Source organism: Streptomyces sp. NBC_01276 (assembly GCF_041435355.1).
In the GTDB taxonomy this organism is placed as follows: Bacteria; Actinomycetota; Actinomycetes; order Streptomycetales; family Streptomycetaceae; genus Streptomyces.
Genome location: NZ_CP108442.1, coordinates 1,857,094 through 1,874,305, shown reverse-complemented (window position 1 = coordinate 1,874,305; position 17,212 = coordinate 1,857,094). Strand labels below are relative to the sequence as shown.

Here is a 17,212-nt window from a genome sequence, read left to right as displayed (position 1 = left end):
GATCGGTGGTGTTGCATCCGCCACATCTTGCGGATGAGGCTGCTGACATTCCCCCCTCAAAAGCTTTGGAAGGACTGGTCGCGCATGAGGACCGAGACGAACAGCCGCCGCGGGCAGAACGGCGCCGGGTCCCCGGGGTTCGCGCTGCGCCTGGACGGAGTCGTGAAGGAGTACGGAAAGGCCGGCCGGGGCGTGCGGGCGCTGGACGGGGTCTCGGTGGGCATCGAGCGCGGTTCGTTCACGGCCGTCATGGGACCCTCCGGTTCCGGCAAGTCGACGTTCCTGCACTGCGCCGCGGGCCTCGACAAGCCGTCGAGCGGTTCCGCGTACATCGGTGACACCGAGCTCGGGGGAATGAACGAGACCCAGCTGACGAAGCTGCGCCGCGAGCGCATCGGCTTCGTCTTCCAGGCGTTCAACCTCATCCCGGCGCTGTCGGTACGACAGAACGTCGAGCTGCCGCTGCGCCTGGCCGGCGAGCGCCTCGACTCCGGCTGGCTGGAGGAGATCCTCACGCGCGTGGGCCTGGGCGGCCGTGCCACCCACCGCCCCGCGGAGCTCTCCGGCGGCCAGCAGCAGCGCGTGGCGATCGCCCGTGCCCTGATCACCCGCCCCGACGTCATCTTCGGCGACGAGCCGACCGGTGCCCTCGACACCGTGACCGCCAAGGAGATCCTCTCCCTGCTGCGCTCCTGCGTCGACGAGACCGGTCAGACCGTGGTCATGGTCACCCACGACCCGGTCGCCGCCTCCTACGCCGACACCGTCCTCTTCCTCGCCGACGGCCGGATCGCCGACCGCATGCAGGCCCCCACCGCCGACCGCGTCGCCGACCGCATGACCCACCTGGGAGCGTGGGCCTGATGCTGCGTTATGCGTTGCAGACCCTGCGCGCCCGCAAGGGCGGCTTCATCGGGGCGTTCCTCGCCCTCTTCTGCGCGGCCGCGCTCGTCACGGCCTGCGGCATCCTGCTGGAGACCGGGCTGAGGGGGACCATCGGCACCGAGCGCTACGCCGGCGCCCCGGTGATCGTCGGCGGCGACCAGAACGTGCACCAGGTCACCGTCAAGCAGAAGGGCGACAAGACCAAGACCAAGAAGAAGGAGAAGCCGCTCGGCGAGCGCGTCTGGCTGCCCGCCGACACCGTCACCAAGGTCGCCTCGCTGCCCGGCGTCCGGGCGGCGCTGCCCGAGATCACCTTCCCGGCGTACGCGGTCACCCCCAAGGGACAGGTGGTCCCGGGCGTCGACGACAAGCCCTCCTTCGGACACGCCTGGACCTCCGCGCCCCTGACCCCCTTCACCCTGGCCGAGGGCGCCGCCCCGGTCGGCGCCGACGAGGTCGTCGTCGACCGTGAACTGGCCCGGCGGGCCGGCATCAAGCCCGGCACCGAACTGACCGTCCAGGCCACCGGTTCCCCGCGCGTCTACCGGGTCACCGGCATCGCGGCCCCCGCCGGCCACGACCTCAAGCAGCAGACCTCGCTGTTCTTCTCCGACGCCGAGGCCGGGCGGCTGTCCGGCCGCGCCGACCAGGTCGCCGTCGTCGGAGTGCTGCCCAAGGAGGGCGTGTCCACCTCGGAGCTCGCCGGCCAGGTCCGCCAGGCCCTCGACGGCACCTCCGCGGAGGTGGTCACCGGCGGCGAGCGCGGCCCGGTCGAGTTCCTCGACGCGGCCAAGGCCCGGATCAAGCTGGTCTCCATGGGCGGCGCCATCGGCGGCACCTCGCTGCTCGTCGCGATCCTCGTGGTCGTCGGCACCTTCGCCCTCTCCATCCAGCAGCGCTACCGCGAACTGGCCCTGCTGCGCGCCATCGCGGCCACCCCCAAGCAGGTCCGCCAGCTCATCGGCCGCGAGGCGCTGATCGTCGGCGCCCTCGCCGGTGTCCTCGGCTCGATCACTGGCCTGCCCATCGCCTACTGGCTGCACGGCAAGTTCGTCGGCTTCAAGGCGATCCCCGACACCCTCGAAGTCACCTTCAGCGTCTTCCCGTTCTTCGCCGCCATCGGCGCGGCCCTGCTGGGCGCCTGGGCAGCCGCCCGGATCTCCGCCCGCCGCACCGCCCGCATCCGTCCCGCCGAGGCCCTGTCCGAAGCGGCCATGGAGCAGCGGAACTTCGCCTGGGGCCGGCTCGGCGCCGGCGCCGCGTTCCTGGCCGGCGGGATCGTACTGCTCGCCGTACTCGCCGCGCTGCGCAGCGAGCCGGCGTCGACCCCGGTGACGTTCCTGTCGGTCGTCGTGCTCTCGGTGGCGGTCTCGCTGCTCGGGCCGCTGATCGCCCGGATCGCGGTCGGCGTCCTCGGGGTCCCGCTGCGGGCCTCCCGGGTCGGCGGCTACCTGGCCACGGCCAACGCCCGCGCCAACACCAAGCGGGTCTCCGCGGCGGTCACCCCGCTCGCCCTGCTGATCGGCATGGCCTGCACCGTCTTCTTCGTGCAGACCACGATGGGCGCGGCGGCCACCGCCCAGGCCCAGGCCGGCAACAAGGCCGACTGGGTCGTCGGGGCGGCCGGACCCGGCGTGCCCGCCCAGGCCGCCGAGAACCTGCGCAAGGTTCCCGGCGTGTCGGCGGTGACCGAGGTCGTCCGCACCTCCGTGCGCGTCGGCCTGGAGAAGTACCCGGCGCAGGGCGTCTCCACCGACGGCCTGACCCGCACCTGGGACCCGGGCGTCACCGGGGGCACCCTGGACGGCTTCGGCGCGCAGAGCGTCGCGCTGAGCGACGTGGCGGCCGACAACCTGGGCAAGAAGCCCGGCGACAAGCTGAAGCTGACCCTCGGCGACGGCACCGAGACCGAGCTGACCGTCGCGGCCGTCTACGACCGCGGCCTGGGCTTCGGCGACCTGACGATGTCCCACGAGCTGGTCTCGAAGCACGTCGACAACCCGCTGGCCTCCTCGCTGCTGGTCAAGACCGCCGACGCGGGCAAGCCCGGCCGCGCCGACCTCCAGAAGGCCCTCGCCGGCCTGCCGGGCGTCGGGGTGCTCGACCGCGACCAGGTCAAGGACCTGCAGGCCGAGGTCCAGCAGTCCAACGCCGAGGTGAACTACGTCGCGATGGGCCTGATCATCGCCTTCACCGCCATCGCCGTGGTCAACACGCTGGCCATGTCGGTGTCCGACCGCACCCGCGAGTTCGCGCTGCTCCAGCTCGTCGGCACCACCCGGCGCCAGGTGATGCGCATGCTCCGCATCGAGGCGGCCCTGGTGATCGTGATCTCCTCGGTCCTCGGCACCGGCATCGCCTTCGCGGTGCTCACCGCCTTCAGCATCGGGATGACCGGCTCCGCGTCCCCCTCCATCGACGGCTGGATGTACCTGGGCGTCCTGGGCTTCGCGGCGCTGCTGACCGCCCTGGCCACGCTGGTCCCGGGCCGTCTGGCCCTGGCGGGCCGGCCGGCGGACGTCATCAGCTCACGGCAGTAGGCACCACGACGGCCGGAGGGCCGGCCCCCACAAGGGGCCGGCCCTCCGGCCGTTCCTACCGGCTCTCGAAGAGCGGTGGGCGGCACGTCAGTTGAGCACCGCGCCACCGCCCTTGCGGTCCACCCGGCTGCGGCGGTGGTCCAGGTGGGCGTACACCCGGTGGAGCCAGCGGTCCTGGCCGTCGTAACGAGGGGTGAAGGAGGTCCGGCCGTGCACCGCGAGCCGGTTGTCGACCACCGCGAGGTCCCCGACCCGCAGGGCCAGCGCGGACATCGTCCGCATGAGGGCCTCGCGCAGCTCGCCCATGGCGGCCTTCGCCTCGTCGTCCAGCGGATGCGTCGCGGCGAAGTCCACCAGGATGTTCGGGTCCTGGGGGTCCCCGACGAGCACCGCGTGGGCGGGGGTCACCGAGTTCAGGTCGCCGAAGGACGGCGGCGGCTCGGTGAGGAACCGCGGCGCGGCCAGTACGGACACGGTGCGGGCGGACAGCAGCGGAAGGGCCCGCCGGATCGAGGACGTGCACAGCTTCGCATCGCCGGTCGGGTCCTCGCGGACGCAGAGCAGGCCGACGTAATCGGGCTTGTTGTCATGGAAGGCGTTCTCGACGTGGAGTTCCAGCAGAACGGAGCCGGCATTGCTCTGGGAACTCTCGCTCCCCGGAACCGGGACGACGTTCTGGACGAGCGCACCGGTCTTTTCGCTGCGATAGGCGATCACCTCCCCGAGCTGGAGCATGGCCGCCGTGACCAGAGCCGACGCCACGGCCGGCACCCGTTCCACGGAACCGGGCACGGTCGGCGTCTCCGGCAGCGGGTCGTTCGCGACCACCGGCACGTTGCGCAGCAGCAGGACCCCGTCGGGGCCGGCGTCGTGGCGGAACCGGCGCAGCGCGGCCAGCACCGAACGGGGCAGCGCCGACGAGGCGTCCCGCACGGTGTCCAGCCAGGCCGGATCGTCGATCAGGGCCGGGGTGGCCCGCAGCACGTCGGTGGCGACGGCGATCAGCCCGGCGCGCTCGGCGTCGGTGAGCGTGACGGCGTCAGGGGCCGTGCCGGTCGCGGGAAGGGTAAGGGTGTGTTCCTGAATCCGCGGCATGAAGAAATCCTCGGGTTGATGAACGATGACCCGAGTCAGTTTCCGGACCTGTCCTATCCCATTCCTATGGGGAAGGCTTCCGAATGGTCCGCGTATCCGTGTATAGGCGGGAAATAGTTGCCCACCGCATGGTTATGGGGCGGCTTTGTCTACGGTTTCCCCGGGGAAATCCCGGCGAATTCCTGCCGACCGCCGCACGTCCCGCACCATCCGACGGGGGAGTAGAAGGGAGGACTTCATGGCATCAGGCACGGAAGGCCACGCCCATGGCACGGCGATGGCCGTCGCCGACGCCCTCGGCGCACGGGGGGAGGCCCACGTCTGGTGGTGGCGTACGCCGGAGCACACCGATCCGGCCGATCTGCCGCTGCTGGACACGGAGGAGTTCCGGCGGGCGCTGTCCCTGCCCGCCGAACGCGACGCCGCCGCCTTCGTCCGCTCCCGCGCCGCGGCCCGCCGGGCCCTCGCCGGGCTGTTCGGTCTCGGGCCCGGGGACATCGCCCTCGGCCGGCGCTCCTGTCCCGGCTGCGGCGACGGCAGTCACGGCCCGCCGAAGCTGGTCGTCCCGGACCTGGGTCTCCCGCTCAGCATGAGCCGTACCGCGGGCTGCGGGATCTTCGCCCTCGGCGCGGGCGCCTCGATCGGCGTGGACGCCGAGTCGGTGCGCCCGGTCCGCGGGTCGGCGACCACCGACGCGGACCTCACGGCCGCGGAGCGCGACCACCTGGCGGCGCTCCGCCCCGGTCCCGAGCGGGACGCGGCCTTCTACCGGATCTGGACCCGCAAGGAGGCCGTGGTCAAGGCCACCGGGCTCGGGCTGTCCGGAGTCGAACTGGGCCTGCTGGAAACCCATCCGGGCCGCGAGGGTCCGGTCCGGGTCACCCACACCCACCGCGGCCGGACCACCGCCTGGACCGTCGAGGACCTCCGGCTCCTGGACGGCGTCGCGGTGGCGCTGGCCCGGCCGGCGGGACCCGCCGCGCACGGACCCGTGCACCACCACACCGACCACTGAGACCTCCTCGACCCTGCGCACCGCACCGACACCGGCCGTCACCTCCGCGCCGGTCACCTCTCCGCCGGTCACCGTCCTGACCGTCACCGCCCCGTCCGTCACCGCTCCGACCGTCACCGCCCCGTCCGTCCCGGTACCGCCTCAGCGAAAGGCCGTAGAGCCATGACCATCGAGTCCTTCTTCCCCGTGGAACAGCTGATCGCGGAGAACGCCTTCCAGGCCGCCTCCACCGCCGAAGCCCCCTCCGGTGCCCCCGCCTTCGACTCGCCCGGGCAGCTGCTGGGGCTGGGTTCCGAGGACCTCGCCGCGTACTTCGAGGCGATCGCGGAAGCCGTGGAGCGGGACGACCCGGGCCCGGCCGCGCGCGGCGGCTGGGAGGAGCGGGAGCGGCTGCGCTTCTCCACCTGGGTCCGCCGGGTCTACGAACACCCGCTCTCGCCGGCCGTCTTCGCCCTCCCGGTCACCGGTGTGATCCGCGAGTTCCAGCTCGGCCAGGCCGCGGAACTCGCGTTCCGCATCGACGTCGGCCGGGCCCGGGCGAAGGCCGCGAAGCCGTCCGCCGAGGTACGGGCCACGGCCGCCGTGGCCTCGGCCTGGGCGATCGCCGCCGACGCGCTGTCCCGCTCGCCCCGGCCCCCGCGCGAGCGGGTCGTCGGCGACGTGTGGACCATCGTCCGCGAGACCATCGAGCCGGCCCTGCGGCCCACGGGCACCTTCCACCTGCGGTCCCACAGCTCGTGGTGAGCACCGCAGGGTGACTCACCGCACCGCGGAGGGGAAGGCGTCCCGGGTGGTCAGGGAGACCGCCAGCAGCCGGACCAGGTCGTTCCACCGGTACAGCGGCCGGCCCTGGGAGTCCAGCCCGGACAGTTCCAGCAGGGCGCGGTCCACCAGGGTGTCCAGGGCCGCCTCCGCCTCCTCCTCCGCGGTGCCCAGCACCAGCGCCGCGTACTGGGCGCAGAAGGGTTCCGCGTCCCCGTCCGCGAGCCCGGTCAGCGCGGCCAGCTCCGGCTCCTCCAGCAGCCGTACGGAATGCACCAGGGCCTCCCGCACGCTCACGTCGCCGTACGACAGCTCGGCCAGCCGGGTACCGGGGTCGGCGAGCCGGGCCGCGAGCCGGGCCACCGGCCAGTGCGGCCGCGCCGCGAGCCGGGCGCCGGTGACGTGCAGGGCCAGCGGCAGCCCGGCGCAGTACGCCACCAGGTCGTCGGCCGCGTCCGGGTCCGCGTCCAGCCGGGCGCGCCCCACCAGCGAGGCGAGCAGTTCCAGCCCCTCCTCGTCGTCCACCAGGGCCAGCGCGGTGGTGTCCGCGCCGGCGACCCGGGCCAGCCGGGCCTGACTGGTGATCAGCACCGCCGACTCCGGGCCCCCCGGCAGCAGCGGGGCCACCTGGCGGTCGCCCACGGCGCCGTCCAGGACCAGCAGCAGCCGGGCGCCCGAGGTCCGGGTCCGGTACAGCCGGACCAGTTCCTCCAGGTCCCCGAAGGCGGCGGCCGGAGGCGGTTCGCCGAGGGCGCGCAGCAGCCGGACCAGCACCTCGGCGGGGTCCTTCGGGGCGCCGTCCGGGTGGCAGAGCTCCACGAAGAGCTGTCCGTCGGGGAAGTGCGCGGCGCAGTCCTGGGCCGCGCGCACCGCCAGGGCCGTCTTGCCCGCCCCGGCCATGCCGGTGATCAGCAGCCGGCGCGGGCGGCCGTCCTCGCGGCCCAGCCTCGCGCGCAGCGATGCCAGTTCGGCCCGGCGTCCGGTGAACTCGCCGTACGGCGCGGGCAGCATCGCGGGCACCGCCCGGGCCGCCGCCGTGCCCGCGGCCGGTGCCGTGGATCCGGTCGGGCCCGGGGCCGCCGGGTCCTGCGGGGCGTCCGCGGCGGCGGGCGGGGAGCCGGCGGAGGCGCCCAGTCCGAGGCCACCGCCGAGCACCGCCTGGTAGGTGGACCCGAGCGCCTCGCCCGGGTCCACGCCCAGCTGGTCGGCGAGGACCGCGCGCCCCTCGTAGTACGTGTGCAGCGCGTCGGCCTGCCGCCCGCAGCGGTACAGGGCCGTCATCAGCTGGGCGCGCAGCCGTTCCCGTACGGGGTGCTCGGCGACCAGTCCGGTGAGCTCGGCGGTGACCTGCTCGTGGCGGCCGACGGCGAGGTCGGCCTCGATCCGGCTCTCCAGCGCGATCATCCGCGCCTCCTCCAGCCGGGGCAGTTCCGCCTCGATCATCTGCTCGGTCGCGTTGGCCAGCGCGGTGCCCCGCCACAGGTCCAGGGCGTCGCGCAGCAGCGTGCCCGCCTCGTCGAAGCGGCGGTCGGCTAGGGCCTCGCGGCCCAGGCGGTCCAGGCGGTCGAACTCGGTGAGGTCGATCCACGCCCCGGGTGCCCGCAGCACGTAGCCCGGCTGCCGTCGGACGATCTCGATCTCCGGGCCGAGGTGCTTGCGCAGCCTCGACATGTACGTGTAGATCTGCGCGCTGGCCGTGGCCGGCGGGTCCCACCCCCACAGGAGGGCGCTGAGCCGGGCATCGGAGACCACGCGTCCTTCGGACAGCAGTAGCGCCGCGAGCACCGTATGGACCTTGGAACCGGAGAGCGGGATCGTACTGCCGCCTCCCCGTTTGGCCTCGATCGGCCCGAGCAGCCGGAAGTCCATGCGGCACCCCCTTCTGGTGTGAGCATCCGTTCTGGATTCCAGAAGCTAACGGGGGGCCTTATTGGAGGGTTATCGCCGCGCGCCCGGCTCCCGCCGCGGGGGGGATATGCGCAGGTCGCCAGGGGCGGGGAGGAGGGCCCGGCCGGGGTGCGGCGCGGCCGGCGCGGCGTCAGACCGGCAGTCCGGTCGGCTCCTTGACGCGCTTCATGATGATCTGGGAGTTGACCTCGGTGATCCCGGAGAGCGCCGTGAGCCGCTCGATCCAGAGGCGTTCGTACGCGCGCAGGTCGGCGACGGCGATGCGCAGCAGGCAGCCCGGACTGCCGAAGAGGCGGTAGGCCTCGATGACGTCGGGAATGTCCTGGAGCGCCGCCTCGAAGGCCTCGACGGCCTCCCGGTCCCGCTTGACCTCGACGGACACCAGCACCTCGAACCCGCGCCCGACGGCCTCGGGGTCGATCACGGCCCGGTACCCCTGGATCACCCCGTCCTGCTCCAGCTGGCGCACCCGGCGCATGCAGGGGGAAGGGGTCAGACCGACCCGCTGGGCCAGTTCCTGGTTGCTGAGGCGGCCGTCGCGCTGGAGCTCGCGCAAGATTTCGTGATCGATGGCATCCATGACGCAATTATCATCCACGGTTTATTGCAGGCGCGCCGAAACACGCAATCGCATTGCGCGTAGATCTCACTATCATTGCCGGGTATAGGAAATCTGTACGAGATCTACGCGAGGGAAGGTGGCCAGGCCATGGGACGCATCGTCGTCATCAGCACCGGCGGGACGATAGCCAGCCGGTGGATGGGCTCCGGCTTCGCCGCCGAGGCCGACGGACGCGAGGTGATGGCCACCGCCCCCCTGCCCGAGGGCGTCACCGTCGACGTCGTGGACCTGTTCAGCGTGAACAGCCCCCGGCTCACCACCGCCCACCAGCTGACCCTCCTGCGCACCGTCCACGAGGTGCTCGCCGACCCCGGCGTCGACGGCATCGTCGTCACGCACGGCACCGACACCCTGGAGGAGTCGGCCTTCCTCGTCGACCTCCACCACCACGACGCGCGCAGCGTCGTGTTCACCGGCTCGCAGCTCCCCATGGGCTCCGCCGAGGGCGACGGTCCCGGCAACCTCTACGACGCCCTGCTCACCGCCGCCACCACGCGCGGACTCGGCGTCCTGATCACCTTCGCCGGCCGGGTGCACGCCGCCCGGGGCACCGTGAAGACCCAGGCCGTGGCGCTGGACGCGTTCGCCGACCCCTCCAAGGAGCTCCTCGGCAAGGTCGGCTTCGGCAAGGTCGCCGTGCTGCGCGGCCCGCAGCGGACGGCCCCGCTGCCCCTGCCCGCGATGCCGGAGCTGCCGCCGCGCGTGGACATGGTGATGCACCACGCCGACGGCGACCCGGTGCTGCTGAACGCCGCCGTCGAGGCGGGCGCCAAGGGCATCGTCCTGGTGGGCACGGGCGCGGGCAACGCCACCCCGGAGATCGTGGACGCGGTGGCCGCCGCCGTCGCCCGCGGTGTCCTGGTCGCGCTGACCACGCGGGTCGCGGCCGGCCCCGTCACCGAGATCTACACCCACGGCGGCGCGGTCGACCTCGTCGCCGCCGGAGCCGTCCCGACCGGCACCCTGCGGGCCGGCCAGGCCCGGATCGCGGTCCTCTCCGCGCTGCTGGCCACCCCCGAGCCGGCCGAACGGGCCCGCGTCCTGCACGAGGTGCTCGGCGCCGCGGGCTCGGTACTGATCGACGCGTAACCGCCGGGACGGCACGGGGCGCGGACGCGGGGGTCACGCCCCCGCGCCCCTTCCGTCCCGACCGCACGCGCCCCTTCCGTCCCGACCGCACGCGGACCTGACGGCCCGGCCGCACGCGGTCCGGTCAGCCGCGGCCGAACGCCGACAGGATCCGGTCCGCCGCCGAGGTGGCGGTGACGGTACCCGACCGCACCCCCGCCTCCAGCTCCGGAGCCAGCTCCCGTACCGCCGGATCGGCCCGCAGCCGCTCCAGCAGTTCGTCGCGGACCATCGACCAGGTCCATTCCACCTGCTGCGCCGCGCGCTTGGCCGACAGCCGGCCGCCCGCGTCCAGCAGCGTCCGGTGCTGTTCGAGCCGGTTCCAGACCTCGTCGAGCCCCGCCGACTCCCGCGCGCTGCACGTCAGCACCGGCGGGGTCCAGGCGGCGTCCGCCGGGTGCATCAGCCGCAGCGCGCCCGACAGTTCCCGGGCCGCCGCCTTCGCGTCGCGCTCGTGCGGACCGTCCGCCTTGTTCACGGCCAGCACGTCCGCCAGCTCCAGGACGCCCTTCTTGATGCCCTGCAACTGGTCGCCCGTACGCGCCAGCGACAGCAGCAGGAAGGAGTCCACCATCCCGGCGACCGTGGTCTCCGACTGGCCCACGCCCACCGTCTCGACGAGGACCACGTCGTACCCGGCCGCCTCCATGACGATCATCGACTCGCGGGTCGCCTTGGCGACCCCGCCCAGCGTCCCCGCGGACGGGGACGGCCGGACGAACGCCGCCGGATCGACGGCGAGCCGCTCCATCCGCGTCTTGTCGCCGAGGATGGACCCGCCCGTCCGGGTGGAGGACGGGTCCACGGCCAGCACCGCCACCCGGTGGCCCAGCCCGGTCAGCATCGTGCCGAACGCGTCGATGAAAGTGGACTTGCCCACCCCCGGCACCCCGCTGATGCCGATCCGCCGGGCACTGCCCGCGTGCGGCAGCAGCCGGGTCAACAGAGCCTGCGCCAGGGTGCGGTGGTCCGGCCGGGTGGACTCGACGAGAGTGATCGCCCGCGCGATGTGCGCGCGCTTCCCGTCGAGCACGCCCTTCACGTACACGTCGATGTCGATCTTCGGGGGCATTCGCGCGGCGCCTACAGCTCGTGGCCCAGGTCCGCGGCCAGCCGCGTCACCAGGTCGTGGGCCGCGTCCGGGATGACCGTGCCCGGCGGGAACACCGCCGTCGCGCCCATCTCCAGCAGCGTCGGCACGTCGGCCGGCGGGATCACCCCGCCCACCACGATCATGATGTCCTCGCGCCCCTCCTCCGCCAGCTGCTCGCGCAGCGCCGGAACGAGGGTCAGGTGACCGGCCGCCAGCGACGACACGCCCACCACGTGGACGTCCGCCTCGACGGCCTGGCGGGCCACCTCCGCCGGGGTCTGGAACAGCGGGCCGACGTCCACGTCGAAGCCCAGGTCGGCGAAGGCCGTCGCGATCACCTTCTGGCCGCGGTCGTGCCCGTCCTGGCCCATCTTGGCGACCAGGATGCGCGGACGACGGCCCTCGGCCTCCTCGAACCGGTCGACGAGCGCTCGGGTGCGCTCCACGGACGGGGACTCGCCTGCCTCGGTGCGGTACACACCCGAGATCGTACGGATCTGGCTCGCGTGCCGCCCGTACACCTTCTCCAGTGCGTCCGAGATCTCACCGACCGTGGCCTTGGCGCGCGCCGCGTCCACCGCCAGGGCGAGCAGGTTGCCCTCCCCGCTGCCGGCCGCGTTCGTCAGCGCCCGCAGGGTGTCCTGGGTACGCGCCTCGTCGCGCTCCTCGCGCAGCCGCCGGAGCTTGGCGATCTGCTGGGCGCGCACCGAGGAGTTGTCGACCTTGAGCACCTCGATCTGCTCGTCGCTCTCCACCCGGTACTTGTTCACGCCGATCACCGGCTGCCGGCCGGAGTCGATCCGCGCCTGCGTGCGGGCGGCGGCCTCCTCCACCCGGAGCTTCGGGATGCCCGCGTCGATGGCCTGCGCCATGCCCCCGGCCGCCTCGACCTCCTCGATGTGCTGCCAGGCCCGCCGCGCCAGGTCGTACGTCAGCTTCTCGACGTACGCGCTGCCGCCCCACGGGTCGATCGACCGGCAGGTCCCCGACTCCTGCTGCAGCAGCAGCTGGGTGTTGCGGGCGATGCGCGCCGAGAAGTCCGTCGGCAGCGCCAGGGCCTCGTCGAGGGCGTTCGTGTGCAGCGACTGGGTGTGCCCCTGGGTCGCCGCCATCGCCTCGATGCACGTACGCGTCACGTTGTTGAAGACGTCCTGGGCGGTCAGCGACCAGCCCGAGGTCTGCGAATGCGTGCGCAGCGACAGCGACTTGGCGTTCTTCGGATCGAACTGCTTGACCAGGCGCGCCCACAGCAGCCGGGCCGCACGCAGCTTCGCGACCTCCATGAAGAAGTTCATGCCGATCGCCCAGAAGAACGACAGGCGCGGCGCGAACGCGTCCACGTCCAGGCCGACCGCCTGACCGGCCCGCAGGTACTCCACCCCGTCCGCGAGCGTGTACGCCAGCTCCAGGTCGGCCGTCGCCCCGGCCTCCTGGATGTGGTACCCGGAGATCGAGATCGAGTTGTACCGCGGCATGTTCTGCGAGGTGAAGGCGAAGATGTCGGAAATGATCCGCATCGACGGCTTCGGCGGGTAGATGTAGGTGTTGCGGACCATGAACTCCTTGAGGATGTCGTTCTGGATGGTCCCGGCGAGCTTGTCGGGCGAGACGCCCTGCTCCTCCGCCGCCACGATGTAGAGGGCGAGGACCGGCAGCACCGCGCCGTTCATCGTCATCGACACCGACATCTTGTCGAGGGGGATCCCGTCGAACAGCTGGCGCATGTCGTAGATCGAGTCGATCGCCACGCCCGCCATGCCGACGTCACCCGTCACGCGCGGGTGGTCACTGTCGTAGCCGCGGTGCGTCGGCAGGTCGAAGGCCACCGACAGGCCCTTCTGGCCCGACGCGAGGTTGCGCCGGTAGAAGGCGTTGGACTCCTCCGCCGTGGAGAAGCCTGCGTACTGCCGGATCGTCCAGGGCTGGTTCACGTACATCGTCGGGTAGGGGCCGCGCAGGTACGGGGCCACACCCGGGTACGTCGCCAGGAAGTCCAGGCCCTCCAGGTCCCGCCCCGTGTACAGCGGCTTCACGCCGATGCCCTCGGGGGTCTCCCACAGCAGGTCGGCGGCCGCGGTGCCGGTGGACTCCTTCACCGCGGAGCGCCACTGCTCCTCGGACACCCCCCGGGCGGCGGTGGGGCCGAGCGGCAGCTCGGAGAAATCGGGGACGCTCAAGACGGCACTCCCATCCGGTCGAGTACGGAGGACAGCACGGCGACGGCATCACAGCCGGCGAAGACGTACTCGTCCACGGAAGCCTCTGCGGTGCCCGGCCGGCCGGCGAGGAAGACGGTCGTGGCGCCCGCCGCGCGCAGCGCCCCGGCCACCGCCGCGGCCTGCTCCTCGTACAGCGCGTCGCTGGAGCAGAGCACGGCCATGCCGTCCGCGCCGCTCGCCGCGTACGCCTCGGCGGCCGTCGCCGGATCCACCGACACCGGGTCGTGGACCGGTTCGATGCCGCCCGCCTGGAACAAGTTCGAGGCGAAGGTGGCACGGGCGGTGTGCGCCGCCGCCGGACCCAGCGCCGCGAGGAAGATCCGCGGCCGGGCGCCGGTGGCGGCCAGGTGCGCGTCGCTGCGGGCGCGCAGGACCTCGAAGGCCTCGTCGCGCCGGACGCGGGGGAGCCCGCCGGCCCGGCGCTCGGGCGCCGCTTCGCGGACCACCGGCTTCTCCGACAGCAGCGGGAACTCGCTGACGCCGGTGATCGGTTCGCGGCGCGTGGCCAGCTTCTTCGCCCGCGCGGACCAGGTGGCGGCGAGCCGCTCCGTGACCAGCCCCGAGCGCAGCGCGGCGGCCAGCCCGCCGGCCCGCTCCACGGTCCGGAAGAACTCCCAGGCGGCCTCGGCCAGTTCGTCCGTGAGCCGTTCCACGTAGTACGAGCCGCCGGCCGGGTCGATCACCCGGGCCAGGTGCGACTCCTCCAGCAGCACGGTGGAGGTGTTGCGGGCGATCCGGCGCGCGAAGGCGTCCGGCAGGCCCAGCTCGTTGTCGAAGGGGAGCACGGTGACGGAGTCCGCGCCGCCCACGCCCGCCGCCATGCAGGCGACCGTGGTGCGCAGCATGTTCACCCACGGGTCGCGCCGGGTCATCATCACCGGCGAGGTGACGGCGTGCTGCCGCTGGGCGCCCGCCTCCGGAGCCCCGCAGGCCTCGGCGATCCGGGCCCACAGGCGCCGGGCGGCGCGCAGCTTGGCGATGGTCAGGAACTGGTCCGCGGTCGCGGCGTAGCGGAACTCCAGCTGCCCGAGGGCGGCTTCGGTGGTGAGACCGGCGTCGGTGAGGGTCCGCAGGTACGCCACCCCGGTGGCCAGGGACAGCCCCAGCTCCTCGGCGGCCGAGCCGCCCGCCTCGTGGTACGGCAGGGCGTCCACGGTCAGCGCCTGCACGCCCGGCCAGGAGGCGGCCGCCTCCCGGGCCAGTTCGACGGCGGGCGACTGGTCCAGGGCTTCACCGGTGCGCGCCTCGTGCCCCAGCGGGTCGATGCCGAGGGCGGCGCGCGCGTCCTGCGGGGCCACTCCGCGCTCCGCGTACAGGGCGAGCAACGCCCGTGCGGCGTCGGCGTATTCGGCTCCCGCATCCAGGACCACGGGCGCGAGGTCGAGGTAGACGCCCTCCAGTGCCCGCGCGAGGCCGTCGGCCGGCAGACCGCCCCGGCCGACGGTCAGCCAGAGGGAGGTGGTGCCGTTCTCGAGGTCGGCGAGGGCCGCCTCGTTGATCCGTACCGGGTCGCTGCCCGCGAACCGCTGGCGCACGTCCCAGCCGGAGACGCCGGTCCCGGCGGGCGTCCCGCCGCGCACGAAGGGTGCGAAGCCCGGGAAACCGGTGTCGGGGCCGTCCCCGTCGGGGCGTGCCGTGTACAGCGGGCGGGTGATGAGCCCGTCCTCGAGTGTGGTGGACAGCGCGTCTTCCGCCGCCTCGCCGGATACTTCCTTGCCCGACTTGCGCAGTACGCCCTCGACGAGGCGTTGCCACTGCTCATGTGTCGTTTCGGGAAATTCGGCGGCCAGGGAGAGCCCGTCGTCAGGCAGGACCGTCATGGCTCGAATGCTAGGGGGGCCCGCTTAAGCGAGACCATAACCGCCGGATGTGATCTCGCACTCCCAGGTCAGCCCGGCGGGGTCCCGGAACAGCGGGTCCAGCAGCACCGTCGCGGCGGCCTGCGGGAGCACGGCCGGACCGGCGTGCGGGGCGATGATCCGTGCGGGATCGTCGCACACGTGCGAACGCTCGACGGCGGCGGCGCGGATCTCGTCCAGGTAGCCCTCATGGAGTACGCCGGACAGTTCGGTGACGACCATCACGGCCGGGTTGAACACGTCGAGCAGCAGCGCCGCGGCCCGTCCGACGTCCCGGGCCCGCTCGCGCAGCAGTCGGTCCGCCCGGGGGTCGCCGGCCGCCGCGGCGTCGACGAGGAGGGGGACGGACGGATCGGGCACGATCCCGCGCCGCACGGCCTCGGCGCCGAGCGCGGTGTCGGAGGCGGCCGCCTGGAGGCAGCCCGTACGTCCGCACGCGCAGACGGCCCCGGACCCGGGCACCGGCAGGTGCGCCACGTCGCCCGCGGCGGAGCCGGGACCCTGGTGGACCGTGCCCTCGATGCCGAACGCGGCGTCGACGACGTTGCCGATGAACAGGTGCACCAGGCTCCGGCGGGCCGCCGGATGCCCGAAGAGGACCTCCGCCCCGGCGACGGCACGGGCGTGGTTGTCCACGTGCACCGGCAGGCCGAGGGCCTGTGACAGCTCGGCGGCCAGCGGCCGCTGCCGCCACCCGAGCGCCGGATGCCGTACGACGGTCCCCGCGTCGGGCCGGACCCAGCCGCCGAGTGCGGCGCCGACGCCGAGGAGGGGCCGGCCGCCGGGGGCGTGCTCCCGCAGGAAACGGCCGAGTTCCGCCGCGATGCGGCCGGAAAGGGCCGGGTCCAGCGGGTCCCGGTGCGGGAAGGCGCGGCGGGCCAGGACCTGCCCGCGCAGGTCGACGACGCTGAAGGTGGAGGCGGGCACCCCGATGTGCAGCCCGGCGGCGACGGGCCCGCCGACGGCCCCGGTGTGCAGGTCCAGGGGGATCCGGGGCCGGCCGGAGGAGGCCCGGCCGGCGGGGTCGGGCAGCTCGCGCAGCAGCCCGGCGCGGAGCAGGCCGGTGGTCTGCCGCGACACCGCGGCGGGGCTGAGCCCGCACAGCGGGGAGATCCCGCTGCGGGCCACGGGCCCGTGGTCGAGCACCGTCCGCAACACGGAGGCGGCATTGGCGACCCCCCGCCGGTCCCCGGCCATTCGCGTCATCCCCCGATCATGCCGGACCCCGCGGGGCGGCGGCGGCCGCGGGCGCGGGCTGCGGGAGCCGTCCCCCTGGGGGTGGGTTCCGAAGGGTCAGGTCTGTTGGTGGAAGCGGGTCGTGCGGCGGGGCCCGGGCGGAGGCGGGGAGTGCCGCTCCGACCGTGTCGACGGGCGGCCGACAGCGGCCCCGGAGCGTGTGGCGCGCGTGCTGCGTGGCGGGGGCATTGCGGGGCCGTGAAATCCAGCCATGGTTTCCGGCCGCCAGGTGGTGGGGAAAGGCCAGGTCAACGCCGGTGCGGGAGGTTCGGGGCCGGGTGCGGGGAGGGGGTTGACCCGCGACGGGGGCGCTGACAGGCTCCGGGTCATGACCGCGAACGTCCACCTCGCCCCGCGGCTCTGCACCCCCGGCCCCTGTCCCACGCCGGACCGGTGTCCGGGCCTCTGTTGCTCCTGACCCGCGCCCCGGGCCCCGGAGCCCGCTCCGGCGGGCCCGGCCCCTGCCCGCACGCGGCAGGGCCGTCCCCTCGCCGGAGCCGGCCCTGCGGCCGGTAGCGTCCGCGACCCCGTATCGGCCGTCCTGACCCGTCCGCCCGGCGGACCCCGCCTCGACGGCCCGTTCCCTCGGGAACCGGGTCCGGCGGGCCCGTCGGCCGGTTTCCCGGAGCAGCTCGGAACGCATCGGGCCCGGCCCGGGGGACCCGGTTCGACGGGACCCTCCTCCGGCCGGCCCTTCGGCCCGCGCGCTTCGGAGCCCCGCTCCCGGCCCACCGGCCCGGTTCCCCCGACGGATCCGGACCGGGCCCCCGGTGCGGGGACCCCCGGTTCGGCCGGCCCGCTCCGTCGACCGCGGGCTCCGGCCCGGGGGACCGGAGCCCGCGGCCGGGGC

General features: G+C 73.8%; 12 protein-coding genes. 5 read left to right on the top strand and 7 right to left on the bottom strand.

What is annotated here, in order from left to right; genetic code table 11:
• Nucleotides 1–84: 84 nt before the first annotated feature.
• Together OG295_RS07825 and OG295_RS07820 are read left to right on the top strand one after the other, a co-directional pair.
• Nucleotides 85–864, top strand: coding sequence for an ABC transporter ATP-binding protein (locus OG295_RS07825; protein WP_266843146.1), 780 nt, complete (start codon nt 85–87; stop codon nt 862–864).
• Complete coding sequence (locus tag OG295_RS07820; RefSeq protein ID WP_371676225.1) at nt 864–3,425, top strand: ABC transporter permease; 2,562 nt, start codon at nt 864–866, stop codon at nt 3,423–3,425. Before OG295_RS07825 ends, OG295_RS07820 begins: the two co-directional genes overlap by 1 nt.
• Before the next feature lie 87 nt (nt 3,426–3,512).
• On the opposite strand, the gene OG295_RS07815 is transcribed toward OG295_RS07820, so the two are convergent.
• Complete coding sequence (locus OG295_RS07815; protein ID WP_371676224.1) at nt 3,513–4,520, bottom strand: TauD/TfdA family dioxygenase; 1,008 nt, start codon at nt 4,518–4,520, stop codon at nt 3,513–3,515.
• A 238-nt stretch (nt 4,521–4,758) separates the two neighbouring features.
• Here OG295_RS07815 and OG295_RS07810 point away from each other — a divergent pair, with 238 nt between their 5' ends.
• Complete coding sequence (locus OG295_RS07810; RefSeq protein ID WP_266843152.1) at nt 4,759–5,535, top strand: 4'-phosphopantetheinyl transferase superfamily protein; 777 nt, start codon at nt 4,759–4,761, stop codon at nt 5,533–5,535.
• A 162-nt stretch (nt 5,536–5,697) separates the two neighbouring features.
• Nucleotides 5,698–6,279: a hypothetical protein gene (locus OG295_RS07805; RefSeq protein WP_371676223.1), complete on the top strand. Its 582-nt coding sequence runs from the start codon at nt 5,698–5,700 to the stop codon at nt 6,277–6,279.
• A gap of 15 nt (nt 6,280–6,294) precedes the next feature.
• Here OG295_RS07805 and OG295_RS07800 read toward each other — a convergent pair whose 3' ends face one another.
• Nucleotides 6,295–8,166, bottom strand: coding sequence for a BTAD domain-containing putative transcriptional regulator (locus tag OG295_RS07800; RefSeq protein ID WP_371676222.1), 1,872 nt, complete (start codon nt 8,164–8,166; stop codon nt 6,295–6,297).
• Between the two features lie 169 nt (nt 8,167–8,335).
• Nucleotides 8,336–8,785 (bottom strand): Lrp/AsnC family transcriptional regulator, encoded by a 450-nt coding sequence (locus OG295_RS07795; RefSeq protein ID WP_266843156.1) that lies wholly within the window; start codon nt 8,783–8,785, stop codon nt 8,336–8,338.
• 129 nt (nt 8,786–8,914) lie between these two features.
• Here OG295_RS07795 and OG295_RS07790 point away from each other — a divergent pair, with 129 nt between their 5' ends.
• Nucleotides 8,915–9,916 (top strand): asparaginase, encoded by a 1,002-nt coding sequence (locus tag OG295_RS07790; protein ID WP_371676221.1) that lies wholly within the window; start codon nt 8,915–8,917, stop codon nt 9,914–9,916.
• Between the two features lie 124 nt (nt 9,917–10,040).
• On the opposite strand, the gene meaB is transcribed toward OG295_RS07790, so the two are convergent.
• The 4 genes from meaB to OG295_RS07770 are packed head-to-tail and all read right to left on the bottom strand — an operon-like array spanning nt 10,041 to nt 16,332.
• Nucleotides 10,041–11,027: a methylmalonyl Co-A mutase-associated GTPase MeaB gene (gene meaB / locus OG295_RS07785; RefSeq protein WP_371676220.1), complete on the bottom strand. Its 987-nt coding sequence runs from the start codon at nt 11,025–11,027 to the stop codon at nt 10,041–10,043.
• 11 nt (nt 11,028–11,038) lie between these two features.
• On the bottom strand, nt 11,039–13,225 hold the full coding sequence (gene scpA / locus OG295_RS07780; protein WP_371676219.1) for a methylmalonyl-CoA mutase: 2,187 nt from the start codon (nt 13,223–13,225) through the stop codon (nt 11,039–11,041).
• Entirely contained in the window at nt 13,222–15,087 is a 1,866-nt protein-coding gene (locus OG295_RS07775; RefSeq protein ID WP_371676218.1) for a methylmalonyl-CoA mutase family protein, read from the bottom strand. The genes scpA and OG295_RS07775 overlap by 4 nt, the downstream gene beginning before the upstream one ends.
• Before the next feature lie 24 nt (nt 15,088–15,111).
• Nucleotides 15,112–16,332: an ROK family protein gene (locus tag OG295_RS07770; RefSeq protein ID WP_371676217.1), complete on the bottom strand. Its 1,221-nt coding sequence runs from the start codon at nt 16,330–16,332 to the stop codon at nt 15,112–15,114.
• Nucleotides 16,333–17,212 lie beyond the last annotated feature (880 nt).

What these genes read in the sequence shown, in the direction of transcription:
- OG295_RS07825 (WP_266843146.1), top strand. Translation starts at nt 85, where the DNA reads ATGAGGACCGAGACGAACAGCCGCCGCGGGCAGAACGGCGCCGGGTCC.
- OG295_RS07820 (WP_371676225.1), top strand. Translation starts at nt 864, where the DNA reads ATGCTGCGTTATGCGTTGCAGACCCTGCGCGCCCGCAAGGGCGGCTTC.
- OG295_RS07815 (WP_371676224.1), bottom strand. Translation starts at nt 4,520, where the DNA reads ATGCCGCGGATTCAGGAACACACCCTTACCCTTCCCGCGACCGGCACG.
- OG295_RS07810 (WP_266843152.1), top strand. Translation starts at nt 4,759, where the DNA reads ATGGCATCAGGCACGGAAGGCCACGCCCATGGCACGGCGATGGCCGTC.
- OG295_RS07805 (WP_371676223.1), top strand. Translation starts at nt 5,698, where the DNA reads ATGACCATCGAGTCCTTCTTCCCCGTGGAACAGCTGATCGCGGAGAAC.
- OG295_RS07800 (WP_371676222.1), bottom strand. Translation starts at nt 8,166, where the DNA reads ATGGACTTCCGGCTGCTCGGGCCGATCGAGGCCAAACGGGGAGGCGGC.
- OG295_RS07795 (WP_266843156.1), bottom strand. Translation starts at nt 8,785, where the DNA reads ATGGATGCCATCGATCACGAAATCTTGCGCGAGCTCCAGCGCGACGGC.
- OG295_RS07790 (WP_371676221.1), top strand. Translation starts at nt 8,915, where the DNA reads ATGGGACGCATCGTCGTCATCAGCACCGGCGGGACGATAGCCAGCCGG.
- meaB (WP_371676220.1), bottom strand. Translation starts at nt 11,027, where the DNA reads ATGCCCCCGAAGATCGACATCGACGTGTACGTGAAGGGCGTGCTCGAC.
- OG295_RS07775 (WP_371676218.1), bottom strand. Translation starts at nt 15,087, where the DNA reads ATGACGGTCCTGCCTGACGACGGGCTCTCCCTGGCCGCCGAATTTCCC.
- OG295_RS07770 (WP_371676217.1), bottom strand. Translation starts at nt 16,332, where the DNA reads ATGACGCGAATGGCCGGGGACCGGCGGGGGGTCGCCAATGCCGCCTCC.